The organism is Pseudomonas sp. QL9, assembly GCF_041409665.1.
Classification (GTDB): Bacteria; Pseudomonadota; Gammaproteobacteria; order Pseudomonadales; family Pseudomonadaceae; genus Pseudomonas; species Pseudomonas knackmussii.
Genome location: NZ_CP166971.1, coordinates 1,160,302 through 1,183,888, shown reverse-complemented (window position 1 = coordinate 1,183,888; position 23,587 = coordinate 1,160,302). Strand labels below are relative to the sequence as shown.

The following is a 23,587-nucleotide window of genomic DNA, read 5'->3' as shown; positions in this document are numbered from 1 at the left end:
TGCTCGGCTGGCACATGCGACAAGTAGCCCCCCCGGAAAACGACGACGCCGGCCCAGAGGCCGGCGTTGTTCGGGAGGCTGGCGCTTACTTCACGCGCTGGCCCGGCTTGGCGCCGCTGTCGGGGCTGAGCAGGTAGATTTCTTCCCCGCCCGGGCCGGCGGCCAGGACCATGCCTTCGGAGATGCCGAACTTCATCTTGCGCGGCGCGAGGTTTGCCACGTAGAGGGTCAGGCGGCCTTCGAGCTTGCTCGGGTCCGGGTAGGCGCTCTTGATGCCGGAGAACACGTTGCGCTTCTCGTCACCGATATCCAGGGACAGGCGCAGCAGCTTGTCGGCGCCTTCGACGAACTCGCACTTCTCGATCAGCGCGATGCGCAGGTCGACGGCGGCGAAGGCGTCGAAGTTGATCTCCGCGGCCAGCGGGTCCTTGGTCAGTTCGCCATTGCCTTTGGGCTGGTTGGCGGCGGCGAGGTCTTCCTTGGAGGCTTCGATCATGGCTTCGATTTTCGCGGGCTCGATACGGGTCATCAGCGGGTTGAACGGGTTCAGTTGGTGGTTGGCCAGCAGTTGCTCGTGGTCGCTCCACTTCAGCGGGGCGACGTTGAGGAAGGCTTCGGCGGCTTCGGCGAGCTTCGGCAGCACCGGCTTGAGGAAGATCACCAGCTGGCGGAACAGGTTGACGCCCAGGGCGCACACGGCCTGGACCTCGTCCTGCTTGCCTTCCTGCTTGGCCAGGGCCCACGGCGCCTTTTCGGCGATCCAGGCGTTGGCCTGGTCGGCCAGGGCCATGATCTCGCGCATGGCGCGGCCGAAGTCGCGGGCTTCATAGGCGGCGGCGATGCTCGGAGCGGCGGCCTTGAAGGCTTCGCTCAGTTCCGGCGCCGGGTTGGCGTCGACCAGCACGCCGGCGTTGCCCTTGTGGATAAAACCTGCACAGCGGCTGGCGATGTTGACGACTTTGCCGACCAGGTCGGAGTTGACCTTCTGCACGAAGTCCTCGAGGTTCAGGTCGAGGTCGTCGACGCCGCGGCCGAGCTTGGAGGCGTAGTAGTAGCGCAGGTATTCCGGGTTCAGGTGGTCCAGGTAGGTGCGCGCCTTGACGAAGGTGCCGCGCGACTTGGACATCTTCTGCCCGTTGACGGTCAGGTAGCCGTGCACGTTCAGTGCGGTCGGCTTGCGGTAGCCGGCGCCTTCGAGCATGGCCGGCCAGAACAGCGCGTGGAAGTTGACGATGTCCTTGCCGATGAAGTGGTACAGCTCGGCCTTGGAATCCTTGTTCCAGAAAGCGTCGAAGTCCAGCTCCGGACGGCGCGCGCAGAGGTTCTTGAAGCTGGCCATGTAGCCGATGGGCGCGTCCAGCCAGACGTAGAAGTACTTGCCCGGGGCGTCGGGGATCTCGAAGCCGAAGTAGGGCGCGTCACGGCTGATGTCCCACTCCTGCAGGCCGGCGTCCAGCCACTCGGCGATCTTGTTGGCCACCGACTCCTGCAGGGCGCCGCTGCGGGTCCACTGCTTGAGCATGGCGTCGAAGTCGGGGAGCTTGAAGAAGTAGTGCAGCGACTCCTTGAGCACCGGGGTGGCGCCGGAGATCGCCGATTTCGGGTCCTTCAGCTCGGTCGGCGAGTAGGTCGCGCCGCAGGACTCACAGTTGTCGCCGTACTGGTCGGCGGTGCCGCACTTCGGGCAGGTGCCCTTGATGAAGCGGTCGGCCAGGAACATCTGCTTTTCCGGGTCGAAGTACTGGGTCACCGGACGGGTGGCGATGTGCCCGGCCTCGCGCAGCGCGGTGTAGATCGACGAGGACAGCTCGCGGTTCTCTTCCGAATGGGTTGAGTGGTAGTTGTCGAAGTCCACCAGGAATTCGGCGAAGTCGGCCATGTGCTCGGCGCGCACGCCATCGATCAGTTGTTCCGAGGTGATCCCTTCGCGCTCGGCGCGCAGCATGATGGCCGAGCCGTGGGCGTCGTCCGCGCAGACGTACACCGCCTGGTTGCCGCGCATCTTCTGGAAGCGCACCCAGATGTCGGTCTGGATGTATTCCAGCATGTGGCCCAGGTGAATGGAACCGTTGGCGTAGGGCAGGGCGCTGGTGACGAGGATCTGGCGGTTTTCGGACATGGTGGTCAGGCCGTGGCGGTAAATCGAGGGAAGTCGGCAACTATATAGGCGCGGGACATTTTTTTCACCCGCGAAGGTCCCCGACGGCCGCCTCGCGGTTGTTCGCGAGCAAGCGCGCGCCTACAGCGGTAAGATGCCCGCCTATTGTGCTCAGTCTTTTTTCGGGAGAACCCATGAGCGTCGTCACCCGTGCCACGGTGGAAACCGTCCTCCGCCAGATCAACGATCCCCACACCGGCCAGAACCTGCTCGACGCCGGCTACCTGCGCGACCTCGATATCCAGGGCGGGCGCGTCGTCCTTTCTCTGGAGCTGGGCTATGCCTGCGGCCTGTTCAAGAACGGCCTGGCGCAGACCGTGCAGATGGCCCTGGAAGCCGCCGACGGCGTGGATTCTGCGCAGGTGAAGGTCGAGGTGAAAATTGCCGCGCACAAAGCCCAGGCCCAGGTGCCGGGCATGAGCAACGTCAAGAACATCATCGCCGTGGCCTCGGGCAAGGGCGGCGTGGGCAAGTCCACCACCGCCGCCAACCTGGCGCTGGCGCTGGCCCGCGAGGGCGCGAAGGTCGGCATCCTCGACGCCGATATCTACGGCCCCAGCCAGGGGATCATGTTCGGCATTGCCGAAGGCACCCGGCCAAAAGTGCGTGACCAGAAGTGGTTCGTACCGCTGGAAGCGCATGGCGTGGAAGTCATGTCCATGGCCTTCCTCACGGACGACAACACCCCGGTGGTCTGGCGCGGCCCGATGGTCTCCGGCGCGCTGATCCAGCTGATCACCCAGACCGCCTGGAATGACCTCGACTACCTGGTGATCGACATGCCGCCGGGCACCGGCGACATCCAGCTGACCCTCGCGCAAAAAGTGCCGGTGGCCGGCGCGGTGATCGTCACCACCCCGCAGGACCTGGCTCTGCTCGACGCCAAGAAGGGCGTGGAGATGTTCCGCAAGGTGAACATCCCGGTGCTGGGCGTAGTGGAGAACATGGCCGTGCACATCTGCTCGAACTGTGGCCACGCCGAGCACCTGTTCGGCGAAGGAGGCGGCGAGAAGCTGGCCGCGCAGTACGGCGTCGAACTGCTGGCCTCGCTGCCACTGTCGATGGCCATCCGCATGCAGGCCGACGGTGGCAAGCCGACCGTGGTGGCCGACCCGGAAAGCCAACTGGCGATGATCTACCAGGAAATGGCCCGCTGCGTCGGCGCCCGCATCGCCCTGAGCGAGAAGGACGCGCCGGCGATGCCGAGCATTTCGATCAGCGAGGACTGAGTCGTTGATTGGGTTCCTGCGTTCGCGGGGATGACGTGTTAGGAGGCCGACATCTGCCTTCCGTCATCGCCGCGCACGCGGGGACCCAGAAGATTGGCCCGTCCGGCGCGCCCCTTTGCCCGCCGGCGCGCCTGCCGGTAAGATTCGCCTTCTTTTTCAGCAGCTACGGGACGCCCGCCATGACCATCAAATCGGACAAGTGGATTCGCCGCATGGCCCTGGAGCACGGGATGATCGAGCCGTTCGTCGAGCGCCAGGTGCGCGGCGCCGACGACAGCCGGGTGATCTCCTACGGCGTTTCCAGCTACGGCTACGACGTGCGCTGCGCCGCCGAATTCAAGGTGTTCACCAACATCCACTCGGCCGTGGTCGATCCGAAGAACTTCGACGAGAAGAGCTTCGTCGACATCAATAGCGACGTCTGCATCATTCCGCCGAACTCCTTCGCCCTGGCCCGTACCGTCGAGTACTTCCGCATTCCGCGCGACGTGCTGACCATCTGCCTGGGCAAGAGCACCTATGCTCGCTGCGGCATCATCGTCAACGTCACCCCGCTGGAACCGGAGTGGGAAGGTCATGTGACCCTGGAGTTCTCCAACACCACCAACCTGCCGGCGAAGATCTACGCCCACGAAGGCGTGGCGCAGATGCTCTTCCTGCAATCCGACGAGGCTTGCGAGGTCTCCTACCGCGATCGCGGTGGCAAGTACCAGGGCCAGACCGGAGTGACTCTGCCCAAGGCCTGAGGCCGACGCGGAGCGAAAAAAAAACCGGGCGATTGCCCGGTTTTTTGTTGCCTGCGTTTCCCTGTAGGAGCGGACCTTGTCCGCGATTCGCGCGCATGGCGCGCTCCTACAGGGGACGCGGATAAGCTATTTGAGGTTGCCGCTGAGGAACTGTCGCAGCCGTTCGCTCTTCGGCTTGCCCAGCACTTCCTGCGGCGGACCCTGTTCCTCGACGCGGCCCTGGTGGAGGAACAACACCTGGCTGGATACCTCGCGGGCGAAGGCCATCTCGTGGGTCACCAGGATCATGGTGCGGCCTTCCTCGGCCAGGGCCTTGATCACCTTGAGCACCTCGCCGACCAATTCCGGGTCGAGCGCAGAGGTCGGTTCGTCGAACAGCATGATTTCCGGTTCCATCGCCAGCGCGCGGGCGATGGCCACGCGCTGCTGCTGGCCGCCGGAGAGGAAGGCCGGGTACTTGTCGACCACCTGTGCCGGCAGGCCGACCTTGGCCAGGTAGTTGCGCGCGCGGTCCTCGGCTTCCTTGCGGTCGACGCCGAGCACGCGGCGCGGGGCGAGGGTGACGTTCTCCAGCACCGTCAGGTGGCTCCACAGGTTGAAATGCTGGAACACCATCGCCAGGCGCGTGCGGATGCGCTGCAGCTGCGCCGGGTCGGCCACGCGCATGCCGCCGGGGCTGGCGATCATGCGGATGTCCTCGCCGTCGAAGCTCATGGTGCCTTCGTCCATCTGCTCGAGGAAGTTGATGCAGCGCAGGAAGGTGCTTTTGCCGGAGCCGCTGGCGCCGATCATGCTCACCACGTCGCCGGTTTTCGCTTCCAGCGACACGCCCTTGAGGACTTCGTTGTCGCCGTAGCGCTTGTACAGGGCGTCGATCTTCAGTGTGGTCATGGAGTTCTCTATCTCCGGCCGCCGACGAGGGCGGCCTTGCAGGGATGAGTCAGCCGTGGCTCGGGCCGAGGAAGGCCAGCCAGCGGCGTTCGGCGAGGCGGAACAGGCCGACCAGGGTGAAGGAGGTCACCAGGTACAGCGCCGCGGCTATGCCGAAGGACTGGAAGGACATGAAGGTGGCGGCGTTGGCGTCGCGGGCGATCTTCATGATGTCCGGCACGGTGGCGGTGAAGGCCACGGTGGTGGAGTGCAGCATGAGGATCACTTCGTTGCTGTAGTAGGGCAGCGAACGGCGCAGTGCCGACGGCATGATCACGTAGCGGTACAGCCGCCAGCCGCTCAGGCCGTAGGCGTGGGCTGCCTCGACTTCGCCGTGGGCGGTGTTGCGGATGGCGCCGGCGAAGATCTCCGTGGTGTACGCGCAGGTGTTCAGCGCGAAGGCCAGCAGCGTGCAGTTCAGGCCGTTGCGGAAGAAGGCGTCGAGGATGGGTTCGGCGCGCACCGAGGCCAGGCTGTAGATGCCCGTGTAGCAGACCAGCAGCTGGATATACAGCGGCGTGCCGCGGAACACGTAGGTGTAGAACTGCACCGGCCAGCGGATCAGCGGGTTGCGCGAGACGCGGGCGATGGAAAGGGGAACGGCAAAGGTGAAGCCGAAGGCGATGGAAACTACCAGCAGCCAGAGCGTCATGGCCAGGCCGGTGATGTGGTAGCCGTCGGTCCAGAGGAAGGCTTTGCCGTATTGCTGCAGCAACTCGATCATCGCAGGGCCTCGCGCACACCGGTGGCGTAACGGCGCTCAAGTTTCCTGAGCACGATGTTGGATACGGTGGTGAACACCAGGTAGATGGCCGCGGCGACCAGGAGGAAGAACAGCAGTCGGTAGCTGCTCTTGCCGGCGTCCTGAGCGGCGCGGACCACATCGGAGAGGCCGATGATGGAAACGAGCGCGGTGGACTTGATCAGCACCATCCAGTTGTTGCCGATCCCCGGAAGGGCAAAACGCATCATCTGCGGGAAGAGCACGAAGCGGAAACGCTGCATGCGCGACAGGCCATAGGCGGTGGCCGCTTCCATCTGCCCGCGCGGCACGGCGAGGATGGCGCCGCGGAAGGTCTCGGTGAAGTACGCGCCGTAAATGAAGCCGAGGGTGATGATCCCTGCGCTGAAAGGATCGATCTCGATGTATTCCCACTCCATGTAGTCGGTGAGGTCGGCCAGCCAGGTCTGCAGGCTGTAGAAGATCAGCAGCATCAGCACCAGGTCGGGGACGCCACGGATCAGCGTGGTGTAGCAGATGGCGGGAAAGCGCAGCAGCTTGGAGCCGGAGAGCTTGGAGGTGGCGCCGATCAGGCCCAGCAGCACGGAGAGCAGCAGGGAGCAGATCGACAGCTTGATGGTCATCCAGGTGCCGTCCAGCAGGATCGAGCCATAGCCCTTGAGGCTCAAGCTGTCGGCCAGGGTCCCGAGAAAGTCTGGGAGCATGCGCGGAGCGCTCCTTGTTCTTGTACGTCGTTAGCAGAATAGACCGCGCCCGGCCCCTTAACAGGCGGCCGGGCGCGGTAGGTGGTGGCGCGGATCAGTCGTTGTAGATGTCGATCTCGCCGAAGTATTTCTTCTGCAGCTTGTCGTAGGTGCCGTCGGCGTGGATCGCCTTGATGCCCTTGTTGATCATCTCGCGCAGATCGTTGTTGCCCTTCTTGATGCCGATGGCGATGTCGGCCGGCATCAGCGGGTCATGCACCGGCTTGCTGATTTCGAAGCCCTTGCCTTGCTCGGTGGTCAGGAAGCCCTGTTCGGCTTGCAGCATGTCCTGCAGGGACACGTCGAGACGGCCGGACACCAGGTCGGCGTAGACCTGATCCTGGTTCTGGTAGCTCTTCACGGTAACGCCGGCCGGCTCCAGCTTGGCCTTGGCGTAGGTCTCCTGGATGGTGCCCTGTTCGACGCCGACGCTTTTGCCTTTCAGCGATTCCGGGGTGGCCATCAGGCCCGAGCCCTTCTTGCTGATCATCGCGGTCGGGCTGGTGAACAGCTTGTCGCTGAAGTCGATTTCCTTCTTGCGCGCTTCGGTGACGGTCATCGACGAGATCACGCCGTCGAATTTGCGTGCCTTCAGGCCCGGGATCATGCCGTCGAAGTCGTTGGCCATCCAGACGCACTTGACCTTCAGGTGTTCGCAGATCGCGTTACCCAGGTCGATGTCGAAACCGACCAGGCTGCCGTCCGGAGCCTTGGACTCGAAGGGCGCGTAGGACGGGTCGGTAGCGAAGCGGATTTCCTTGTATTCCTTGGCTTGCAGGGCGCCCGCGGCAGCCATCAGGGCCAGGGCGGAAAGAGTCAGCCATGCTTTTTTCATCGATTGGAATCCTTAGATTTGAGCAGTGGAACGACAGGGAAAAGTTGCAACATCAATTTGATAGCAAATTTTGAACCACACGCATCCGACGGGTCTCGGCGGTCTGAACGAGACGACGGACGTGGTCCTAGGACAGGTATAGCATCGGCTGTCGGAAACACCGCCCCACGTCGGTGCGCTACCGCGAGGCGTTCGGTAACAAAGTGGTGCGGGAATGTGCGGGGGAGAGAGGTGTGCGGGCGGGAGAAAAAAAGAAAGGCACCCGAGGGTGCCTTCAAGATGATCATGGAGTAAGTCGACTGATCTGATCCGTCAGTGCGGCGGAAGTTCCGCCGCTCCCGGTTTATTTCTGCGGAATCAGGGTCAGGCGCTTGTTGCCGTAGACGCGGTCGAGGTTCTGCGGCTGGAACGGGAAACTCATGTAGTCGCCCTTCAGCCAGGCGTCGATGCCGTCGGCGTAGTGCGGGCTGGCCGGGTTGCCGGACTGGCCGCTGCTGTTCACGCCGAGCATGGGTTCGCTCTGGCCGAAGTCGACGACGATGCGCATGGCCGGGATCAGCCAGGTGTCGAAGTCCTTGCCCCAGCCGTAGGCGGAGACGTTGAGGGTGCTGTGGTCACCACCGGCCGGGTAAGGGCCGCGATCCAGGTAACCCTTGATTGCGCCAAGGCCTGCGCGCTGGCTGGCGTCGAGGTAGGGCGCCATCTTGGTGCTGTCGCTGACCCAGTTGTAGGTGTGCAGCTTGCCCCACTGCCAGGCATGGCGGTCGGCGCCCAGCTTCTGTTCGCAGAAGCTGGTGGCGGCGGCCAGGCTGCGCGCCAGGATTGCCGGTTTGTCTTCCTTCTGCGGGGTGTGCACGTCGTCCCAGAACGGGCTGTCGTCGCGGCCGAGCAGGTGGTCGGCCTGGGCCGAGTAGGACAGGTTGGCGTTCTCCACGAAAGCCTTCCAGGCCGGGCTGTCTTCCGGACCCAGTTCGTCGAGGAAGATCTGCTTGGTGCTTTCCTGCAGGAAGGCTTCGTACAGTGCGGCGTCGGAGGAGGTCGCGGCGAGCTTGCCGTCGAATGCCATCAGCCGGTCGAGTGCTTCCCGCGCGCGTTCCCGTTGGCCGTCCGGCAGCGCCTGGATCGCCTGTTTCAACGGTGTGGCCATACCCGGTGCGGAGAACATCGCCTGCAGCTTGGCGGCGAAGGGCGTGGTCTGGTCGTACTGCATGGCGATCATGCTGCGTGCATCGTGGCGGTTGCTGGCGTTGGCCAACTGGGCGATGCGCTCGGCGCGTTCCGGGTAGTACCAGGAGCTCGACAGCTGCGCGCCGTAGCCAGGCTGCACGGTGCGGTGGTTGGCGGTGCCCAGCCAGCCCTGCTGCGGGTCCTGGTCGGACGGGTGCAGGATCGGATCGGCATAGCCGTCCCAGTCGTAGCGGCCGTCCCAGCCAGGGGAGGGCAGCAGGCCGCGGCCTTCCTTGCGGTTGGGGAAGCGACCGGTGACCTGCCAGCCGATGTGCTTCTCGTCGGCGAATACGATGTTCAGCGGCATGGCGCGGACTTCGCGAGTGGCGTCGAAGGCTTGCTCGACGCCACTCGCGCGCGACAGGTCGAAGAAGGCGTCGAGGCTCTTGTCCGAAACCGCCTGGATGCTCTGGTAGGCCAGGCCGTAGCTGCTGGAGACCGGCAGCGGTTGCAGGTCGTTCTTTCGTGCACCGAGCAGGGCGCTGTTGAGCAGCGGGCCGTGACGGGTTTCGTAGACGGTTTCGCGGATCGGCGACTGGCCTTTGACGAAGAAGGTCTCATTGCGCTCGATGGCCGGCTTCCACTGGCCGTCGGCAAGGTAATAGAGCTTGCTGCCCTGGCGCCGGACCTGTTCGAGGAACACGTCCTGGTTGTCGCCCATGACCATGGTCATGCCCCAGGCCAGCTTGCCGTTGTAGCCGGCAACCACGCCCGGCACGCCGGCGATGGTGACGCCGGCGGCGGTGTATTTCGGCGAACGCACCTGCATGAAGTTCCACACCGAGGGCATCGACAGCGGCAGGTGCGTGTCGTTGGCCAGCAGGCTCTTGCCGCTGCGGCTGCGTTGCGGGGCGATGGCCCAGTTGTTCGAGGCGGCGACACCCATCATCTGCAGGCCCGCGACCTGCTCGACCGCCGTGCCGATGTCGGCGAGGCCGGGAATCCGCCCGCTGAGCTTCAGGCCCTTGAGCTTGTCCGCTTCGTCGAAGGGAAGGGCTTCGTCCGGGTAGATGGGCGTCAGCCAGGCGAGTTTTTCCGCACCGACTTTTTGCGCCAGGGTCAGCGAGTCGAGCTCTTCCTGCAGGTTCACCGCCAGGCCGAAATTCAGCAGGGCGAAGACCAGCGCCGAGTCCTCCGGCTTCCAGTACTCGGGGCGGTAGCCGGATTCGGCGAGATCCATCGGCAGCTTGTCGCGGTAGCGATAGAGGTAGGCGTTGACGCCGCGCGCGTACGTCTCGAAGAAGCGCTGGGTGCGCGGCGACGCGCCTTTGTAGAGGGCGTCGGCGGCTTGTCGGAGGTTGACCGTGCGCATGAAACGGTCGATTTCCAGGGCGCCCGGGCCGACCATTTCCGACAGGCGACCCTGGGCCAGCAGGCGCATGCCGACCATCTGGCTGATGCGGTCGCTGGCATGCACGTAGCCCATGGCGAAGAGTGCGTCGTGGAAGGTCGTGGTCTCGATCAGCGGCATGCCCAGGCTGTTGCGCCGGATCGACACGCTTTCCGCCAGGCCCTTGATCGGTTGCACGCCGGAAGTGGGCGGCAGGCTGTCGGCGTACTGGTCGTTCAGCCAGGCTTGGCAGCCGGTGAGGCTGACGGCGGCGCTGAGGGTGGCGGCGAGGCCGAAACGGGGTAGCGGGCGGAAGGCTCGCGAGGCCATGGGAACGTGCTCCTGCACTGGGCTGGCGGAAAGCCGCTACGTTAGTGAGGAGCGCCTCGCCGCGCAAGCTGCGGAGGCAGGCATTTCGCGGCTTTCAGACCGATTGGCCGGGGTCCGCGCGGAAATGAAAAAGGCCCGCTGGGCGGGCCTTCTTCGGACAGGCGCATCAGGCGCCGTGGCACTTCTTGAACTTGGCGCCGCTGCCGCAGGGGCAGGGGTCGTTGCGGCCCACGTCCTTCAGCGGATTGCGCACCGGCTCGTGGCTGTGGTTGCAGTGCGGGCCGTGGACGTGGTGGGGATGGTCGTGGTCATGATCATGGTCGTGGTTGCAATCGGGACCATGCACATGGGGTTCCTGGCTCATGAATGCCTTACTCCGGGATGAAATCGCCGGGGATTATCTCGCCATTGCGCGCGATATGCACGGTGTGGCCGAACAGGATGCCGGTCTTGATGTCGCCTTCGAGGTTGTAGCGGATCGGCTGGTCGGGCTTCTGCAGCAGCTTGACGATGTACTTCATGTGCCGCCACAGGTTGGTGTTGACCGGCACCTGGAAGTTCTGCCGGCCATTGGCGGGCACGGTGAACCACAGGCTGGATTCGCCTTCGGCAAGGTCTACATCGTTCAGCTTGACCTTATAGGCCAGGCCGCGCACGGGCAGGCTGAAGTCGTTCGGGTTGTCGATGCTGAAGTGCAGCATGAACTGTTGTTCGAGCAGGCGGGCCTTGACCACGTCCACTTTCACCAGCTTGACATCGGGACTCTCGAAGCTGCCGGTCATCCAGCTGCAGCCGGACAGGAGCGAGAAGATCCAGACTAGGCTGATAATTCTTATCATTTGCGCCTGATAATTCATGTCAATCCCCCAAGACGCCCCAGTGTACCAAGCGACTGCTCGGCCGCAAGTTGTTGTTACGTTAAAAGAAGTTGTCCCATACTGGTCCGACCCAGCTCTGGGGCAAAACACAGGAGTGTGAAGGATGAGCCGTTACGAAATCGTTTTTTCCGGTCAGGCCCTTCCGGGATCCGATCTGGAAACGGTCAAGGCCAACCTGGCCAAGCTCTTCCAGGCCGACGCCCAGCGCATTGCCCTGCTGTTCTCCGGCCGCCGCCTGGTGCTGAAGAACAACCTCGACGAGGCCGCTGCCGAGAAGTATCGCACCGCTCTGGAGCGGGCAGGAGCGCGCATCGAGGTGGTCGACATCGATGCGCCGGTGGAGGAGATCGAGCTTGCGCCGCCGCCCGCGCCGAGTGAAGAGACTGTGCCTGCAGCCCCGGGGCGACTCAAGGTCGCACCGCGCGACGAGTACATGGCGGCGTTCGCCGATGTCGATGCGCCGGACTTCGGCCTGGCGCCGGTCGGTGCGGATCTGCAGGATGCCAAGGCCGAGCCGCGCGCGCCGCAGGTCGACCTCAGTCAGTTCAACCTCGCCCCGGTCGGCAGCGACATGGGTCAGGCCCGCCCGGCGCCCGCCGCGCCTGCGCCGGACACCAGCCACCTGAAGCTGGCGGACTGAGTCTTCAGCCGTTCTGCTGCGGGTCGTCCTGATAGACGAACTTGGGCATTTCCCAGTGGAAACGGATGGCCAGCAGGCGGAACAGGAAGCCGGCGAACAGCGTGATCAATAGCGCCTGTTCGTTGGGCAACGACAGCTGGATGCAGATCAGGTAGCACCAGGCGCTGGCGAAGGACACGCTGGCGTAGAGCTCGCGGCGGAAGATCAGCGGCACGTCGTTGCAAAAGATATCCCGCAGTATCCCGCCGAATACCCCGGTGATCACCCCGCAAACCGCAGCGATCAGCAGGCTGTGGCCCATCTCCAGGGCAACCCGGCAGCCGATCAGGGTGAAGGCGACCAGGCCCACGGCGTCGAGCACGAGGAACAGCGAGCGCAGGTGGCGCATCAGCGGTGCGATGAAGACCGTCACCAGCGCCGCGAACGCAGTCAACATCAGGTACTCGGGATGGCGCACCCAGGTCAGCGGGTAGTGGCCGAGCAGCATGTCGCGAACCGAACCGCCGCCCAGCGCGGTGACGCAGGCCACCAGCACCACGCCGAACAGATCCATGCTGCGCCGTCCGGCCGAGAGCGCGCCGGTCATGGCTTCGGCAGTAATGGCGATGATGTAGAGCACGGTCAGCAGCATGGTGGGTCCCGAAAAAAAGCGCGCATTCTAGTCGAAGCCCGGCATGCACCCAACGGGTGCATGCATCGGCTGAAGCTCGCGCCTGCGGAAACGCCGTTCAGCCGATCCAGGGCCCGCAGCATTTCTTCAGCTTGCCGCCCGCGCCGCAGGGGCAGGGGTCGTTGCGGCCGAGCTTGAGCGGCACCGTCGGGTCGAGGAAATACCAGTGTCCCTCGCGCTGGACGAAGCCCGAGCATTCGCGGTGGCTGTGCTCGCCATTGGCGTCGTGCCAGCTCGCCGTGAAGGCGACCCGCGCATGCTCGGGAATCCCGCCGAGCACCTCGTGGCTTTCCACCTCCAGGCCCAGCCAGGTGCTGCCCAGGCTCCACGCACGGATGGCATCGAGGTCCAGTCCGGCTTGTTGCGCCGGTAGCGTGGTGTCGCGCAGATAGTCGACCAGGCCCAGCACATAGGCGCTGTAGCGCGAGCGCATAAGCGCCTCGGCGGTGGGCGCCGGCTGGCCTGCGTGCAGGCGGCCGCAGCAGTCCGCCAACGGCAGGCCGCTTCCGCAGGGGCAGGACGGTTCGCTCATGGTCACCACCAGTACTTGCCGAAGTTTTCCGGATTGGCCCAGAACTTGGCGTTGAGCCAGTCGGGTACCTGCTTGTATTCGCGTAGATCGTAGGTGAACAGGGTCAGGGTCTGTTCGTCGCGCTGGAAGCGCTCGCTGGCCTGCATGGCCAGGGCGTAGAAGTCGGTTTCGCGGGCGCCGGCTGCCTGCAGGTCGACCAGCACCGCGACGCGGCTGCTGTTGAGGTTGCGGATGCCGCCTACCAATTGCAGGGCATCGCGGCGTTCCAGGTGCTCCAGGCAGTCGGCCAGCAGCGCCAGGTCGTAGCGTTTCGCCGCCAGGTCCGCCGGCAGTGGGCCAGCGGCGCAGCTATCCAACTGACAGTCCGGGTGCGCTTGGAGAAAAGCATCAACAGCGGGAATGCGCGTGGCGCCCACCAGCAACAGGTGCTTGGGGGCGTAGCGGTCGAGCAGGGCGGCCAGCGCCTGCTGCGGAGTGCGATCGGAGATCATCGGGCTCTTCTGAATCGTTTGGCGGATGCGCAGAGACTAGCTTGAGACGTCCTTATGGCCTAGTGCTGGCGCATTTTCGCAGTGGCGTCTTTACTCGAACTGTCGGTTCAGACCCATCTCAGAGGAGAGACTGATATATGAGCATCACAAGGACCGCTTTACCCCTGCTGCTGGTAAGCACTCTGCTCACCGGTTGCGCAGGATTGCAAAAGTCCGACTGGCCGACCTGCGCTCTGGTCGGCGGTGTGGGGGGCGCCGGTCTGGGCTCCATCGAGAACAGCACCTGGGCTGGCTGGGGCGCGCTGATCGGCGGCGTGCTCGGTGCTTCGTACTGCTGGGTACACGGCGCCAGCGAACAAGTTGCCGTGGCTCCGCCCGCGCCTGCTCCGGAACCGGCTCCGGCTCCGCCGCCGAAGGAAGAGACCATCGTTGTCCGCGACCTGCACTTCGCCTTCGACTCGTCGAAGATCGATTCGCGCGACAAGGACAAGCTCGACACCATTGCTAGCAAACTGAAAGCCGAACCTGCCAGCACCGAGCTGGACATCTCCGGTCATACCGACAGTGTCGGCTCCGACGCCTACAACCAGAAACTGTCCGATCGCCGCGCTCATGCGGTGGCGGATTACCTGGTCAATGCTGGCGTTCCGGCCTCCAGCATCAAGTCGGTCGAAGGCTATGGCGAAAGCAAGCCGGTTGCCGACAACAAGACCAAAGAAGGCCGCGCCGATAACCGTCGCGTAGAAATCCAGATCAAGCGCCAGTAACCGGGGCGTGCAGTGGAGAAGGGGCCCTTGCGGCCCCTTTCTCGTTTCTGCGGGGGTGTCTGGAATCGCCCGCCCCGGCGGGGTATGGTGCGGGCACAAGAAAACACCGGGGAGCGCTTTCATGAAAGCTATTGCGGGGCTGGGCAAACTGGTTGCCCTGGCATTCTGGGGGGCGGTGCTGTTCAACATCCTGCAGCCCTTCGCCCAACCTTTCGCCACGCTGCTGCTGGCAGCCGGTGGCCTGATCCTGCTGATCCACATCGTCGAATTGCTGGTGCTCGGCAGTCGCCTGAAGGGCCGTCCGCATCCCTGGATGGATCGCCTGCAGGTGCTGCTGTTCGGTGTCTTCCACCTGCTCTCGGTGCCGGCGGCCGGCCAGGAGGATCGCCATGCGTAAGCTGCTCTGCGCCTTGGCCTTGCTGGCGCCCCTGCAGGCCGCCATTGCCGCCTCCGTGCATGTCGATGCCAATACCGTTCTGCGGCTTCCGGCCAAGACCGACGCCCTGACCCTCGAGCGTATCAGTGTCGCCCCGGGTGGAGCGCTGCTGATTCCCTCGCGGGTCACCCTGTTGCGCGTTCAGGAGCTGGACCTGCAGAAAAATGCTCGCATCGGCGTGTTCCCGGGAGAGCATCCGCTGCGCATCGAGGTGATTCGCGGCCAGTTTGCCGACGGCAGCGTAATCGCCGCCCAGGGTGCGGCTGGCAGCTTCCACCGTCCGGCCAGCGCCGGGCGGAACCTGACCCTGCGTCTGCAGAGCGTCAGCGTCACCAACCTGCTGGTGGACGTTCGCGGCGGTGTCGGCGCGCCTGGCTACGACGGCCTGGACGGCGCCAATGCGCGCCCGGCCGGCTGCCTCTGGGGTAGCTCGCTGGCCGGCGGTGACGGGCAGAGCGGCGGCGACGGACAAACTGGCGGGGCGGGTGGCCAGGTGCGCCTGGAAGTGCCGGCGAAATTCACCGTCGAAGTGGTCAAGGTCCGCCTGAACGGCGGTGCCGGCGGCGCACCGGGCAAGCCGGGCAAGGCCGGCGCGAGCAGCGGCGAGAAGGAGTGCTGGCTCTACTCGGCAAGCGGCGGCGACGCCGGGCGCGAAGGCCAGACCGGCCATGAAGGCGCGGTCGGCGCCGAAGGTCACCTGGACGTGGTGCGCTTCTGATCGATCCGGCGCGGGCCAGGCCCGCGCCTTCGTCTTACCAGTGCGGGCGTGCCGCGACTATCGCCACCAGCGCCAGGCCGAGCAGCAAGTTGCTGCCTACGGTGCGGCGAATCCGCCCCAGCACGGCGCCACCCGCCGGCCAGTCCGAAGCCTCGATCGCACGGCGCAGTTCCGGCAGCTGCAGGGCCTGCACACGCAGGAACAGCGCCAGCATCGCGACGTACAGGCCCATCATTACCTGCACATAGCGCGGTGCGCCGGCCACGCCGTTGAAGCTCAGCTGCAGCATGCCGATGCCGGTCACCGGCAGCACCACGACCGCCGCCCAGACCCAGACGAAGAAGCGCCGGAACACTTCGCTCCACAGCTTCAGCCGGGCCGGTGCCTCCAGCGCGGTGACGGCGGCCGGACGCAGAATCATCCAGGCGAAGAACATGCCGCCGACCCAGACCAGGGCGGCCAGGACGTGCAGGGCGTAGACGGGGGCAAAGGCGGTCATTCGGCGATCTCCGCTGGCGGTTGGGATGAAGCGCGCTATCATAGCCGGCCCCACTGAAAATTTATCCAGCCTCCGGAAGACCTCGCGGTCGATCCGGCGCCCGGGAATTCCATGCTCAGCACCGAACTCAAGGCCCAGATCCAGGGCGCCTACTCGCGTTTCCTGGAGGCCAAGGAACTCAAGCCACGCTATGGCCAGCGCCTGATGATCGCCGAAGTGGCCAAGGTCCTCGGCACCATCCAGAGCGACGACGAAGGCCATCGCGTCGGCGAGGCGGCGGTAGTCGCCGTCGAGGCCGGCACCGGCACCGGCAAGACCGTCGCCTACAGCCTGGCCGCCATCGCCTGCGCCAAGGCCGCCGGCAAGCGCCTGGTGATCGCCACCGCGACCGTCGCCCTGCAGGAGCAGATCGTCCACAAGGACCTGCCCGACCTGCTGCGCAACAGCGGCCTGAGCTTCAGCTTCTCCCTGGCCAAGGGCCGCGGCCGCTACCTGTGCTTGTCCAAGCTCGACCACCTGCTGCAGGAAGGCCATGCACAGAGCGCCACCGCGCAGCTGTTCGAGGAAGAAGGCTTCCGCATCGACGTCGACGAGAGCGGCACCAAGCTGTTCAACCAGATGATCGAGCGCCTGGCCGGCAACCGCTGGGATGGCGACCGCGACAGCTGGCCGGAAGCGATCGAGGATGCGCACTGGACGCAGCTGACCACCGACCACAGCCAGTGCACCGGGCGCCATTGCCCGAACTTTGGGCAGTGCTCCTTCTACAAGGCGCGCGAAGGCATGACCAAGGTCGACGTCATAGTCACCAACCACGACCTGGTGCTGGCCGACCTCGCCCTCGGCGGCGGCGCGATCCTGCCCGACCCGCGCGAAACCATTTACGTATTCGACGAAGGCCATCACCTGCCGGACAAGGCCATCGGCCACTTCGCCCACTTCACCCGCCTGCGCGCCACCGCCGACTGGCTGGGCCAGGTGGAGAAGAACCTCACCAAGCTGCTGGCGCAGAACCCTCTGCCGGGCGACCTCGGCCGTCTGATCGAGCAGGTGCCGGAACTGGCACGCGATCTGCGCACCCACCAGCAGTTCATGTTCACCGCCTGCGAGGAGATCGGCGACTTCCGCGCCGGCGAAGACATGGAAGGCCGCGAGCGGCCGCGCCATCGCTTCGAGGGCGGGGTGATTCCCGAGCACATCCGCGAGATGGGCATCGAGCTGAAGAAGGGCTTCGCCAAACTCACCGACCTCTTCACCCGTCTCACCGAGCTGCTTAAAGAAGCGATGGACGGGGAGGGCGCTGCCGGCGTCGCCAGCTACCAGGCCGAGGAGTGGTACCCGCTGTTCGGCAGCCTGCTCGCGCGCGCCCAGGGCAACTGGGAACTGTGGACCGCCTTCACCTGCGAGGACCCGGAAGACAGCCCGCCGATGGCGCGCTGGCTGACCCTGGCTGAAAGCGGCAGCTTCTACGACATCGAGGCCAACGCCAGCCCGATCCTCGCCGCCGAGACCCTGCGCCGCAACCTGTGGAACGTGGCCTACGGCGTGCTGGTGACCTCCGCAACCCTGACCGCGCTTGGCACCTTCGACCGCTACCGCATGCGTGCCGGCCTGCCGCGCGCGGCAGTCACCGCTGTCGTGCCGAGCCCGTTCCATCACGCAGAAGCCGGCCTGCTGCGTGTGCCCGATCTCAAGGCCGACCCCCGCGACGCCGCCGCGCACACCGCGGCCATCGTCCGCGATCTGCCGGCGATGGTCGAAGGCGCACGCGGCACGCTGGTGCTGTTCGCCTCGCGCAAGCAGATGCAGGAAGTGTTCGACGGCCTGGACCGTGATTGGCGCAAGCGCGTGCTGATCCAGGGCAACCTGTCCAAGCAGGAGACGCTGAACAAGCACAAGTCGCGCGTGGACGACGGCGAGCACAGCGTGCTCTTCGGCCTGGCCAGCTTCGCCGAGGGCGTCGACCTGCCCGGCGCTTATTGCGAACACGTGGTGATCGCCAAGATTCCCTTCGCCGTACCGGACGATCCTGTCGAGGCGGCGCTCTCGGAGTGGATCGAGGCGCGCGGCGGCAATCCCTTCATGGAGATCGCCGTGCCCGACGCTTCGCTGCGCCTGGTGCAGGCCTGCGGGCGTCTGCTGCGCACCGAGCAGGACCGCGGCACCATCACCCTGCTCGATCGGCGCGTAGTGACCCAGCGTTACGGCAAGGCGATCCTCAACGCCCTGCCACCGTTCCGCCGCGAGATCGCCTGACGGCCGCGGCGGCCGAATCCGCTGGCGGCGTGCCCTGCGCTGCCGCCCGAAGACACCGGCGGTGCCTGGCGCCGCCACAAGGACAAGAGCTGCATGCGTTCATTCCTGCCCCTGCTGTTCAGCCTGAGCCTCGCCAGCGCCCCGCTGTGGGCCGCCGAGGGCAACGAGACCCTGTTCAACTTCGTCAAGCCGATGGCTGTGGTGAGCGTCGGTCTGCAGGACGCCGACCTGCCCAATCACACCGCGGAAACCGCCGCGGGCGGTGAAATCCTGCGGCGCGTGAAGTTCCACCCGGCGGCACGTCCGACTTTGACCCTGAAGCCGGCCAGCGGCAGCTGGGACTGGTCGCAGGCCGACAGCCTGAGCCTGCGCGTGCAGAACGCCATGGACTGGGCGCTGACCCTGGAAGTCGAGATCGATAACGCCGATGGCACGCCCGGCCTGCATGCCAGCATCGCGCTGCCCGCAGGTCCCGCGCAGACCCTGCTGGTGCCGCTGCAGGCCACCGCGCCGCAACTGTTCGGCATGCGCGCCGGCGTCCCCATGCCCTTCACCCTTGATGGCCAGCGCTTGCTCATCGCCCCGGTGGTCACCGGCGAGTTGAAGCGCAGCCAGGTCGGCGCGGTGAAGCTTTATCTGGACACCCCGAAAGCGGCCCAGGAGATCCTCGTCGGCCGCTTCGGCACCCGCGCTGGCGGTGACGAACTGCACAAGGCCTACAGCGGCATCATCGACGCTTACGGACAGTCGACCCGCAGCGAATGGCCGGAGAAGGTGAAAAGCGTCGAACAGCTGGCCAATGCCTGGAAGGCCGAGGGCGAGCAACTGAAGAAGTGGCAGGCGCAGAACGAGCAGCGCGACACCTTCGGTGGGCTGCTGGAGGGCCCGAACTTTGACGCCACAGGCTTCTTCCGCAGCGAGAAGCGCAACGGCCGGTGGTGGTTGGTCACGCCAGACGGCCATGCTTACTGGTCGCTGGGCGTCAACACGGTGAACAACGAAAGCAGCCAGACCTACATCGAGGGCCGCGAGTACATGTTCGACGGGCTGCCCCGCGAGGGCGATCCGCTGGCGGCCTTCTACGGCAGCAGCGACGACCGCGACGGCGTCGGCGCGCAGCAGGGTCGCGCCTTCGGTCACGGCCGCTGGTATGACTTCTATGCCGCGAACCGCTACCGCGCCACCGGCGGTCTGAGCGGGCAGCCGTTCGCCGACGCCTGGTTCGAGCGCACCCTGGCGCGCCTCGACGCCTGGGGCTTCAACTCGCTGGGCAACTGGAGCCAGCCGGCCTTCGCCGGCGCCTCGCGCATCCCCTACAGCCTGCCGCTGGCGATCAGCGGCGACTACGCCACCGTCAGCACCGGCTACGACTGGTGGGGCGCCATGCCCGACCCGTTCGACCCGCGCTTCGCCATGGCTGCCGAGCGCGCCATCGCCATCGCCACCCGCGACCACCGTGAAGACCCCTGGCTGCTCGGTTACTACGCGGACAACGAACTGGCCTGGGCCGGGCAGGGCAGCGATGCGCGCAACCACTACGCCCTGGCCTTCGGCGCCCTGGCGCTGTCCACCGACAGCCCGGCCAAGCGCGCCTTCATCAAGCAGTTGAAGGACAAGTACCACGACCACCAGGCCCTGGAGCAGGCCTGGGGCATCGACATGGCGGCCTGGGAAGACCTGGACGTGCCGGGCTTCCAGGCACCGCAGCCGAACGCTGCGCACCCGGCCATCGAACAGGACTACAGCGCGTTCCTGCGCCTGTACGCCGACCAGTACTTCCGCACCCTGCGCGATTCGCTGAGCTGGCACGACCCGAACCACCTGCTGCTGGGCGGCCGTTTCTCGGTGACCACCCCGGAAATGCTGGCCTCCTGCGCGCATTACTGCGACCTGCTGAGCTTCAACCTGTACGCCCCGACCCCGCAGCAGGGCTACGACGCCAACTACGTGCGCAGCCTGGACAAGCCGGTGCTGATCAGCGAATTCCACTTCGGCTCGCGCGACCGCGGGCCGTTCTGGGGTGGCGTTTCCGAGGTCTACAACGAACAGCAGCGCGGCGAGCGCTACCAGCAGTTCCTCAGCGCCGCGGTGAAGGATCCGCAGATCGTCGGCGCACACTGGTTCCAATACCTCGACCAGCCGACCTCCGGGCGCCTGCTCGATGGCGAGAACGGCCACATCGGCCTGGTCGGCATCACCGACCTGCCGTTCGCCAGCTTCGTCGATGCCGTGCGCAAGGGTAACCAGCAGGCTGCGAAGGTCCTGCAGGAGCAGGCGCGCGCCGCCGCCAAGGCGCCGCCGGAAGCGCCGAGCAAGCCGATAGACCCGGACGCCACGGCCAGCCGAGACGACACCCCGGCCGCGCAATGAGCCGGCATTCGCCGGGGCCATGATGGCCGCGGCCCAACTTGGGCAGGGTTCACAAGGGCGGAGGGCGCTGGAAGAATGCGCCTTTCCGTTCCCCGTCCCGGAGTGCCTCCATGACCCTGCAAGGCCATTGCGATAGCCGCTTCACCCCCGTCGCCGACGCATTCGCGGCACTCTTCGAGGACCCGCAGGCGCGCGGCGCTGCGCTTTGCATCCAGGTCGGCGGCGAAACGCTGGTGGACCTGTTCGCCGGTGCCGCCGGCAAGGACGAGGGCCAGGACTGGCAGGCGGACACCCTGCTCAACCTGTTCTCCTGCACCAAGACCTTTGCCGCCGTCGCCGCCCTGCAAATGGTGGGCGAGGGCAAGCTTGAACTGGACGCCCCGGTGGCCCGCTACTGGCCCGAATTTGCCGCCGCCGGCAAGCAGGCGATCACGGTGCGCCAGTTGCTCTGCCATCGCGCCGGCATGCCGGCTTTGCACCAGATGCTGCCGGCCGAAGCGCTGTACGACTGGCAGGCGATGACCGCTGCGCTGGCCGCCGAAGAGCCGTGGTGGCAGCCGGGCGAGCAGCATGGCTACGCGCCCATCACCTACGGATGGCTGGTGGGCGAGGTAATCCGCCGGGTCGATGGCCGTGAGCCGGGCGTGGCCATCGTCGAGCGCACCGCCAAGCCGCTCGGGCTGGACTTCCACATTGGCCTGGACGATGCCGAGTTCCCGCGCGTGGCGCACATCGCCCGGGCCAAGGGCAACCTTGGTGACGCGGCGGCGCAGCGTTTGCTGCGCACCATGATGAGCGAGCCGAACGCACTGACCACCCGCGCCTTCACCAACCCGCCGTCGATCCTCACCAGCACCAACAAGCCGGAATGGCGGCGCATGCAGCAGCCGGCGGCGAACGGCCACGGCAACGCGCGATCCCTAGCCGGCTTCTACAGCGGCCTGCTGCAAGGACGCCTGCTGGACGAAAAACTGCTCGCCGAGTTGACCCGCGAGCACGCCCGTGGCGAGGACCGCACCTTGCTCACCAGCACCCGTTTCGGCCTCGGCACCATGCTTGACCAACCGGAGCTGGCAAACGCCACCTACGGCCTCGGCCCGCGCGCCTTCGGCCATCCCGGCGCCGGCGGTTCGGTGGGCTTCGCCGATCCGGAGCGCGAACTGGCCTTCGGTTTCGTCACCAACACCCTCGGCCCGTACGTGCTGATGGATCCGCGTGCGCAGCAACTGGCGCGCGTCGTCGGCACCTGCCTCTGATCGGCTCGCGGCTCGTCGGCCGATACGCGCCGACGAGCCGTGGGAACCTTCCTTCACGACTTCGCTCGAAAGACCCAGCTTGCGGCATCGCCTGCCCGCGGGATGGGTGTCGCCGCTTGCCAGTCGAATATCAAAAAGGCCAATTGGCTTAGTAAGTTATGATCGATTTCTAAGTTGAAAATCTGATTCGCGCCCGCCGCCGGGCGCGTCTGTCCCTTGTCTCGCCTGTCGGTATCCGTCCATGAACCTGTTCAAGACTTCCACTCTGGTCCTCTGTCTCGGCCTGTCCGCCTGCAGCCAATTCCAATCCCAGGACGCCAGCACGCCCGGTGCAGCCCAGGCTGACTCCGGCAAACACAGCTGGTGGCCTTTCGGTGGCACAGACAAGGCTGACGCCAAGGCGCCGGCGGAGGCGCCCAAGCCTGCGGAAGCGAATGCGAACGCGGCATCCGACAAATCCGCCGGCAACCACTGGTGGTGGCCGTTCGGCGGCAGCGCCGCGGGCGAGTCGGCGAAGGTTGAAGCCGCCGACAAGCCGTTACCGGTGCCCAGCGCAGCGGACAACAAAGCCTGGCTGGACCAGCACGAGGCGCCCGTGCGCGCCGCCGTCGCCGGCAGCAAGTTCAAGGTCGAGCGTCGCGACAATGCCCTGGTGCTGACCGCCCCGGTAGACGGCTCCTTCAATCCCAAGCGCCCGGAGCTGCTGCTGCCGGTCACCCTCGCGCCGCTGGCCAGCGTTGCCAAGGTCATCGAAAAGGAACCGCAGAGCGGCGTGTTCATCCTCGGCCACAGCGACAGCAGCGGCGACAAGGCCACCAACGACAAGGTCAGCCAGCAGCGCGCCGTGGCCATCGCGGCGATCTTCCGCCTCAGCGGCCTGGGCAACGACCGCCTGCGCTACAAGGGGGTCGGCTCCGACAAGCCGGTCGCCGACAACAAGACCAAGGCCGGCCGGGCGAAGAACCGCCGCGTCGAAGTCATGCTGACCCCGCGCGGCAACCTGCTGCCCCTGGCCCAGGCCAACTGAAACGTGGGCGCCTTGTCGCCGGTCAAGCAATCCCTTCGAGCTCTGGTTAATCTAGAGGGCTGAATCAGAGGCGCTTTCCGCTCGGGAAGCGCCAGCAGTCCCGTCATCCGGAGGAGAGATCGATGGCCCAGACCCTGGCCGACATGCGCCGCGAATACACCCGTGACGGACTCAGCGAGGCGCAAGCGCCCGCCGAACCGTTCGTCCTGTTCCAGCAGTGGTTCGAAGAGGCGGTGAAGACCGAGCAGTTGCCGGTCGAGCCCAACGCCATGACCCTGGCGACAGTCGATAGCGAAGGCCAGCCGCATTGTCGCGTGCTGCTGCTCAAGGGGCTCGACGCGCGCGGGTTCACCTTCTTCAGCAACTACGACAGCGCCAAGGGCGAGCAACTGGCCGCCAACCCGCGTGCCGCCATGACCTTCTTCTGGCCGGCGCTGGAGCGCCAGGTGCGTATCGAAGGGCAGGTGGAGAAAGTCTCTGTGGAAGAGTCCGACGCCTACTACCGCGTGCGCCCGCTGGGGAGCCGCCTCGGTGCCTGGGCCTCGCCGCAGAGCCGGGTGATCAGTGGTCGCGAGGAACTGGAGCGGCTGCTGGCGGAGACCGAGAAGCGCTTCATGGATACCGCGCCGCATTGCCCCGAGCACTGGGGCGGCTATCGCCTGGTGCCCACGCGCATCGAGTTCTGGCAGGGCCGCCCGAGTCGCCTGCACGACCGCCTGAACTACCGCCGCGAAGGCGATGCCTGGGTGCGCGAGCGCCTGGCGCCATAGGTTCTTC

Annotated in this window: 23 protein-coding genes; 11 read left to right on the top strand and 12 right to left on the bottom strand. The window is 65.9% G+C overall.

Annotated features, from left to right (window positions below):
• Window positions 1-85 precede the first annotated feature (85 nt).
• Complete coding sequence (gene metG / locus ACA097_RS05585) at window positions 86-2,128, bottom strand: methionine--tRNA ligase (RefSeq protein WP_371370484.1); 2,043 nt, start codon at window positions 2,126-2,128, stop codon at window positions 86-88.
• A 164-nt stretch (window positions 2,129-2,292) separates the two neighbouring features.
• Between metG and apbC the strand changes: the two genes are divergently transcribed.
• Together apbC and dcd are read left to right on the top strand one after the other, a co-directional pair.
• A complete protein-coding gene (gene apbC / locus ACA097_RS05580) occupies window positions 2,293-3,387 on the top strand; it encodes an iron-sulfur cluster carrier protein ApbC (protein WP_371369011.1) in 1,095 nt (364 codons plus the stop codon).
• Window positions 3,388-3,566: 179 nt separating this feature from the next.
• Window positions 3,567-4,133: a dCTP deaminase gene (gene dcd, locus ACA097_RS05575; protein WP_028631034.1), complete on the top strand. Its 567-nt coding sequence runs from the start codon at window positions 3,567-3,569 to the stop codon at window positions 4,131-4,133.
• Between the two features lie 126 nt (window positions 4,134-4,259).
• Here the strand turns inward: dcd and ACA097_RS05570 are convergent, their stop codons facing one another.
• From ACA097_RS05570 to ACA097_RS05540, 7 genes are all read right to left on the bottom strand, one after another.
• Window positions 4,260-5,024, bottom strand: coding sequence for an ABC transporter ATP-binding protein (locus tag ACA097_RS05570; RefSeq protein WP_043250303.1), 765 nt, complete (start codon window positions 5,022-5,024; stop codon window positions 4,260-4,262).
• 49 nt (window positions 5,025-5,073) lie between these two features.
• Window positions 5,074-5,787 carry an ABC transporter permease gene (locus ACA097_RS05565; protein WP_043250305.1) on the bottom strand — a complete coding sequence of 238 codons (714 nt, stop codon included), beginning with the start codon at window positions 5,785-5,787 and terminating at the stop codon, window positions 5,074-5,076.
• A complete protein-coding gene (locus ACA097_RS05560) occupies window positions 5,784-6,509 on the bottom strand; it encodes an ABC transporter permease (RefSeq protein WP_043250306.1) in 726 nt (241 codons plus the stop codon). The genes ACA097_RS05565 and ACA097_RS05560 overlap by 4 nt, the downstream gene beginning before the upstream one ends.
• 94 nt (window positions 6,510-6,603) lie before the next feature.
• Window positions 6,604-7,383 (bottom strand): ABC transporter substrate-binding protein, encoded by a 780-nt coding sequence (locus ACA097_RS05555; RefSeq protein ID WP_043250307.1) that lies wholly within the window; start codon window positions 7,381-7,383, stop codon window positions 6,604-6,606.
• Window positions 7,384-7,726: 343 nt separating this feature from the next.
• Window positions 7,727-10,270 (bottom strand): penicillin acylase family protein, encoded by a 2,544-nt coding sequence (locus tag ACA097_RS05550; RefSeq protein WP_371369007.1) that lies wholly within the window; start codon window positions 10,268-10,270, stop codon window positions 7,727-7,729.
• Between the two features lie 166 nt (window positions 10,271-10,436).
• Window positions 10,437-10,634 (bottom strand): SEC-C metal-binding domain-containing protein, encoded by a 198-nt coding sequence (locus tag ACA097_RS05545; RefSeq protein ID WP_043250311.1) that lies wholly within the window; start codon window positions 10,632-10,634, stop codon window positions 10,437-10,439.
• Window positions 10,635-10,641: 7 nt separating this feature from the next.
• Window positions 10,642-11,127 carry an LEA type 2 family protein gene (locus ACA097_RS05540; protein ID WP_371369005.1) on the bottom strand — a complete coding sequence of 162 codons (486 nt, stop codon included), beginning with the start codon at window positions 11,125-11,127 and terminating at the stop codon, window positions 10,642-10,644.
• A gap of 124 nt (window positions 11,128-11,251) precedes the next feature.
• Here ACA097_RS05540 and ACA097_RS05535 point away from each other — a divergent pair, with 124 nt between their 5' ends.
• Complete coding sequence (locus ACA097_RS05535; protein ID WP_371369003.1) at window positions 11,252-11,788, top strand: hypothetical protein; 537 nt, start codon at window positions 11,252-11,254, stop codon at window positions 11,786-11,788.
• Window positions 11,789-11,792: 4 nt separating this feature from the next.
• Here ACA097_RS05535 and ACA097_RS05530 read toward each other — a convergent pair whose 3' ends face one another.
• From ACA097_RS05530 to ACA097_RS05520, 3 genes are all read right to left on the bottom strand, one after another.
• The gene (locus tag ACA097_RS05530) at window positions 11,793-12,419 is read right to left on the bottom strand and encodes a trimeric intracellular cation channel family protein (protein WP_156958001.1); all 627 of its coding nucleotides are present in this window, start codon (window positions 12,417-12,419) and stop codon (window positions 11,793-11,795) included.
• A gap of 97 nt (window positions 12,420-12,516) precedes the next feature.
• Entirely contained in the window at window positions 12,517-12,990 is a 474-nt protein-coding gene (locus ACA097_RS05525; protein ID WP_371369001.1) for a YchJ family protein, read from the bottom strand.
• Between the two features lie 2 nt (window positions 12,991-12,992).
• Window positions 12,993-13,481, bottom strand: coding sequence for a DUF6231 family protein (locus ACA097_RS05520; RefSeq protein ID WP_371368998.1), 489 nt, complete (start codon window positions 13,479-13,481; stop codon window positions 12,993-12,995).
• Between the two features lie 137 nt (window positions 13,482-13,618).
• Between ACA097_RS05520 and ACA097_RS05515 the strand changes: the two genes are divergently transcribed.
• The 3 genes from ACA097_RS05515 (at window position 13,619) to ACA097_RS05505 (ending at window position 15,402) form a co-directional block, all read left to right on the top strand.
• Window positions 13,619-14,248, top strand: coding sequence for an OmpA family protein (locus ACA097_RS05515; RefSeq protein ID WP_043250321.1), 630 nt, complete (start codon window positions 13,619-13,621; stop codon window positions 14,246-14,248).
• 121 nt (window positions 14,249-14,369) lie between these two features.
• Window positions 14,370-14,645 (top strand): DUF1145 domain-containing protein, encoded by a 276-nt coding sequence (locus tag ACA097_RS05510; RefSeq protein ID WP_371368995.1) that lies wholly within the window; start codon window positions 14,370-14,372, stop codon window positions 14,643-14,645.
• On the top strand, window positions 14,638-15,402 hold the full coding sequence (locus ACA097_RS05505) for a collagen-like protein (RefSeq protein WP_371368993.1): 765 nt from the start codon (window positions 14,638-14,640) through the stop codon (window positions 15,400-15,402). The genes ACA097_RS05510 and ACA097_RS05505 overlap by 8 nt, the downstream gene beginning before the upstream one ends.
• Window positions 15,403-15,436: 34 nt before the next feature.
• Here ACA097_RS05505 and ACA097_RS05500 read toward each other — a convergent pair whose 3' ends face one another.
• Window positions 15,437-15,901 carry a CopD family protein gene (locus ACA097_RS05500; RefSeq protein WP_043250326.1) on the bottom strand — a complete coding sequence of 155 codons (465 nt, stop codon included), beginning with the start codon at window positions 15,899-15,901 and terminating at the stop codon, window positions 15,437-15,439.
• A gap of 111 nt (window positions 15,902-16,012) precedes the next feature.
• Here ACA097_RS05500 and dinG point away from each other — a divergent pair, with 111 nt between their 5' ends.
• The 5 genes from dinG to pdxH all read left to right on the top strand — a co-directional run bounded on the left by dinG (window position 16,013) and on the right by pdxH (window position 23,580).
• A complete protein-coding gene (gene dinG / locus ACA097_RS05495) occupies window positions 16,013-18,157 on the top strand; it encodes an ATP-dependent DNA helicase DinG (RefSeq protein WP_043250327.1) in 2,145 nt (714 codons plus the stop codon).
• A gap of 93 nt (window positions 18,158-18,250) precedes the next feature.
• Window positions 18,251-20,527, top strand: a complete 2,277-nt coding sequence (locus ACA097_RS05490) for a beta-galactosidase (RefSeq protein ID WP_371368990.1) — start codon at window positions 18,251-18,253, stop codon at window positions 20,525-20,527.
• A gap of 110 nt (window positions 20,528-20,637) precedes the next feature.
• On the top strand, window positions 20,638-21,783 hold the full coding sequence (locus ACA097_RS05485) for a serine hydrolase domain-containing protein (protein ID WP_371368988.1): 1,146 nt from the start codon (window positions 20,638-20,640) through the stop codon (window positions 21,781-21,783).
• Between the two features lie 241 nt (window positions 21,784-22,024).
• Window positions 22,025-22,810 (top strand): OmpA family protein, encoded by a 786-nt coding sequence (locus ACA097_RS05480; RefSeq protein ID WP_371368986.1) that lies wholly within the window; start codon window positions 22,025-22,027, stop codon window positions 22,808-22,810.
• Window positions 22,811-22,932: 122 nt separating this feature from the next.
• Window positions 22,933-23,580 carry a pyridoxamine 5'-phosphate oxidase gene (gene pdxH, locus ACA097_RS05475; protein ID WP_043250330.1) on the top strand — a complete coding sequence of 216 codons (648 nt, stop codon included), beginning with the start codon at window positions 22,933-22,935 and terminating at the stop codon, window positions 23,578-23,580.
• The last annotated feature ends 7 nt before the right edge of the window (window positions 23,581-23,587 follow it).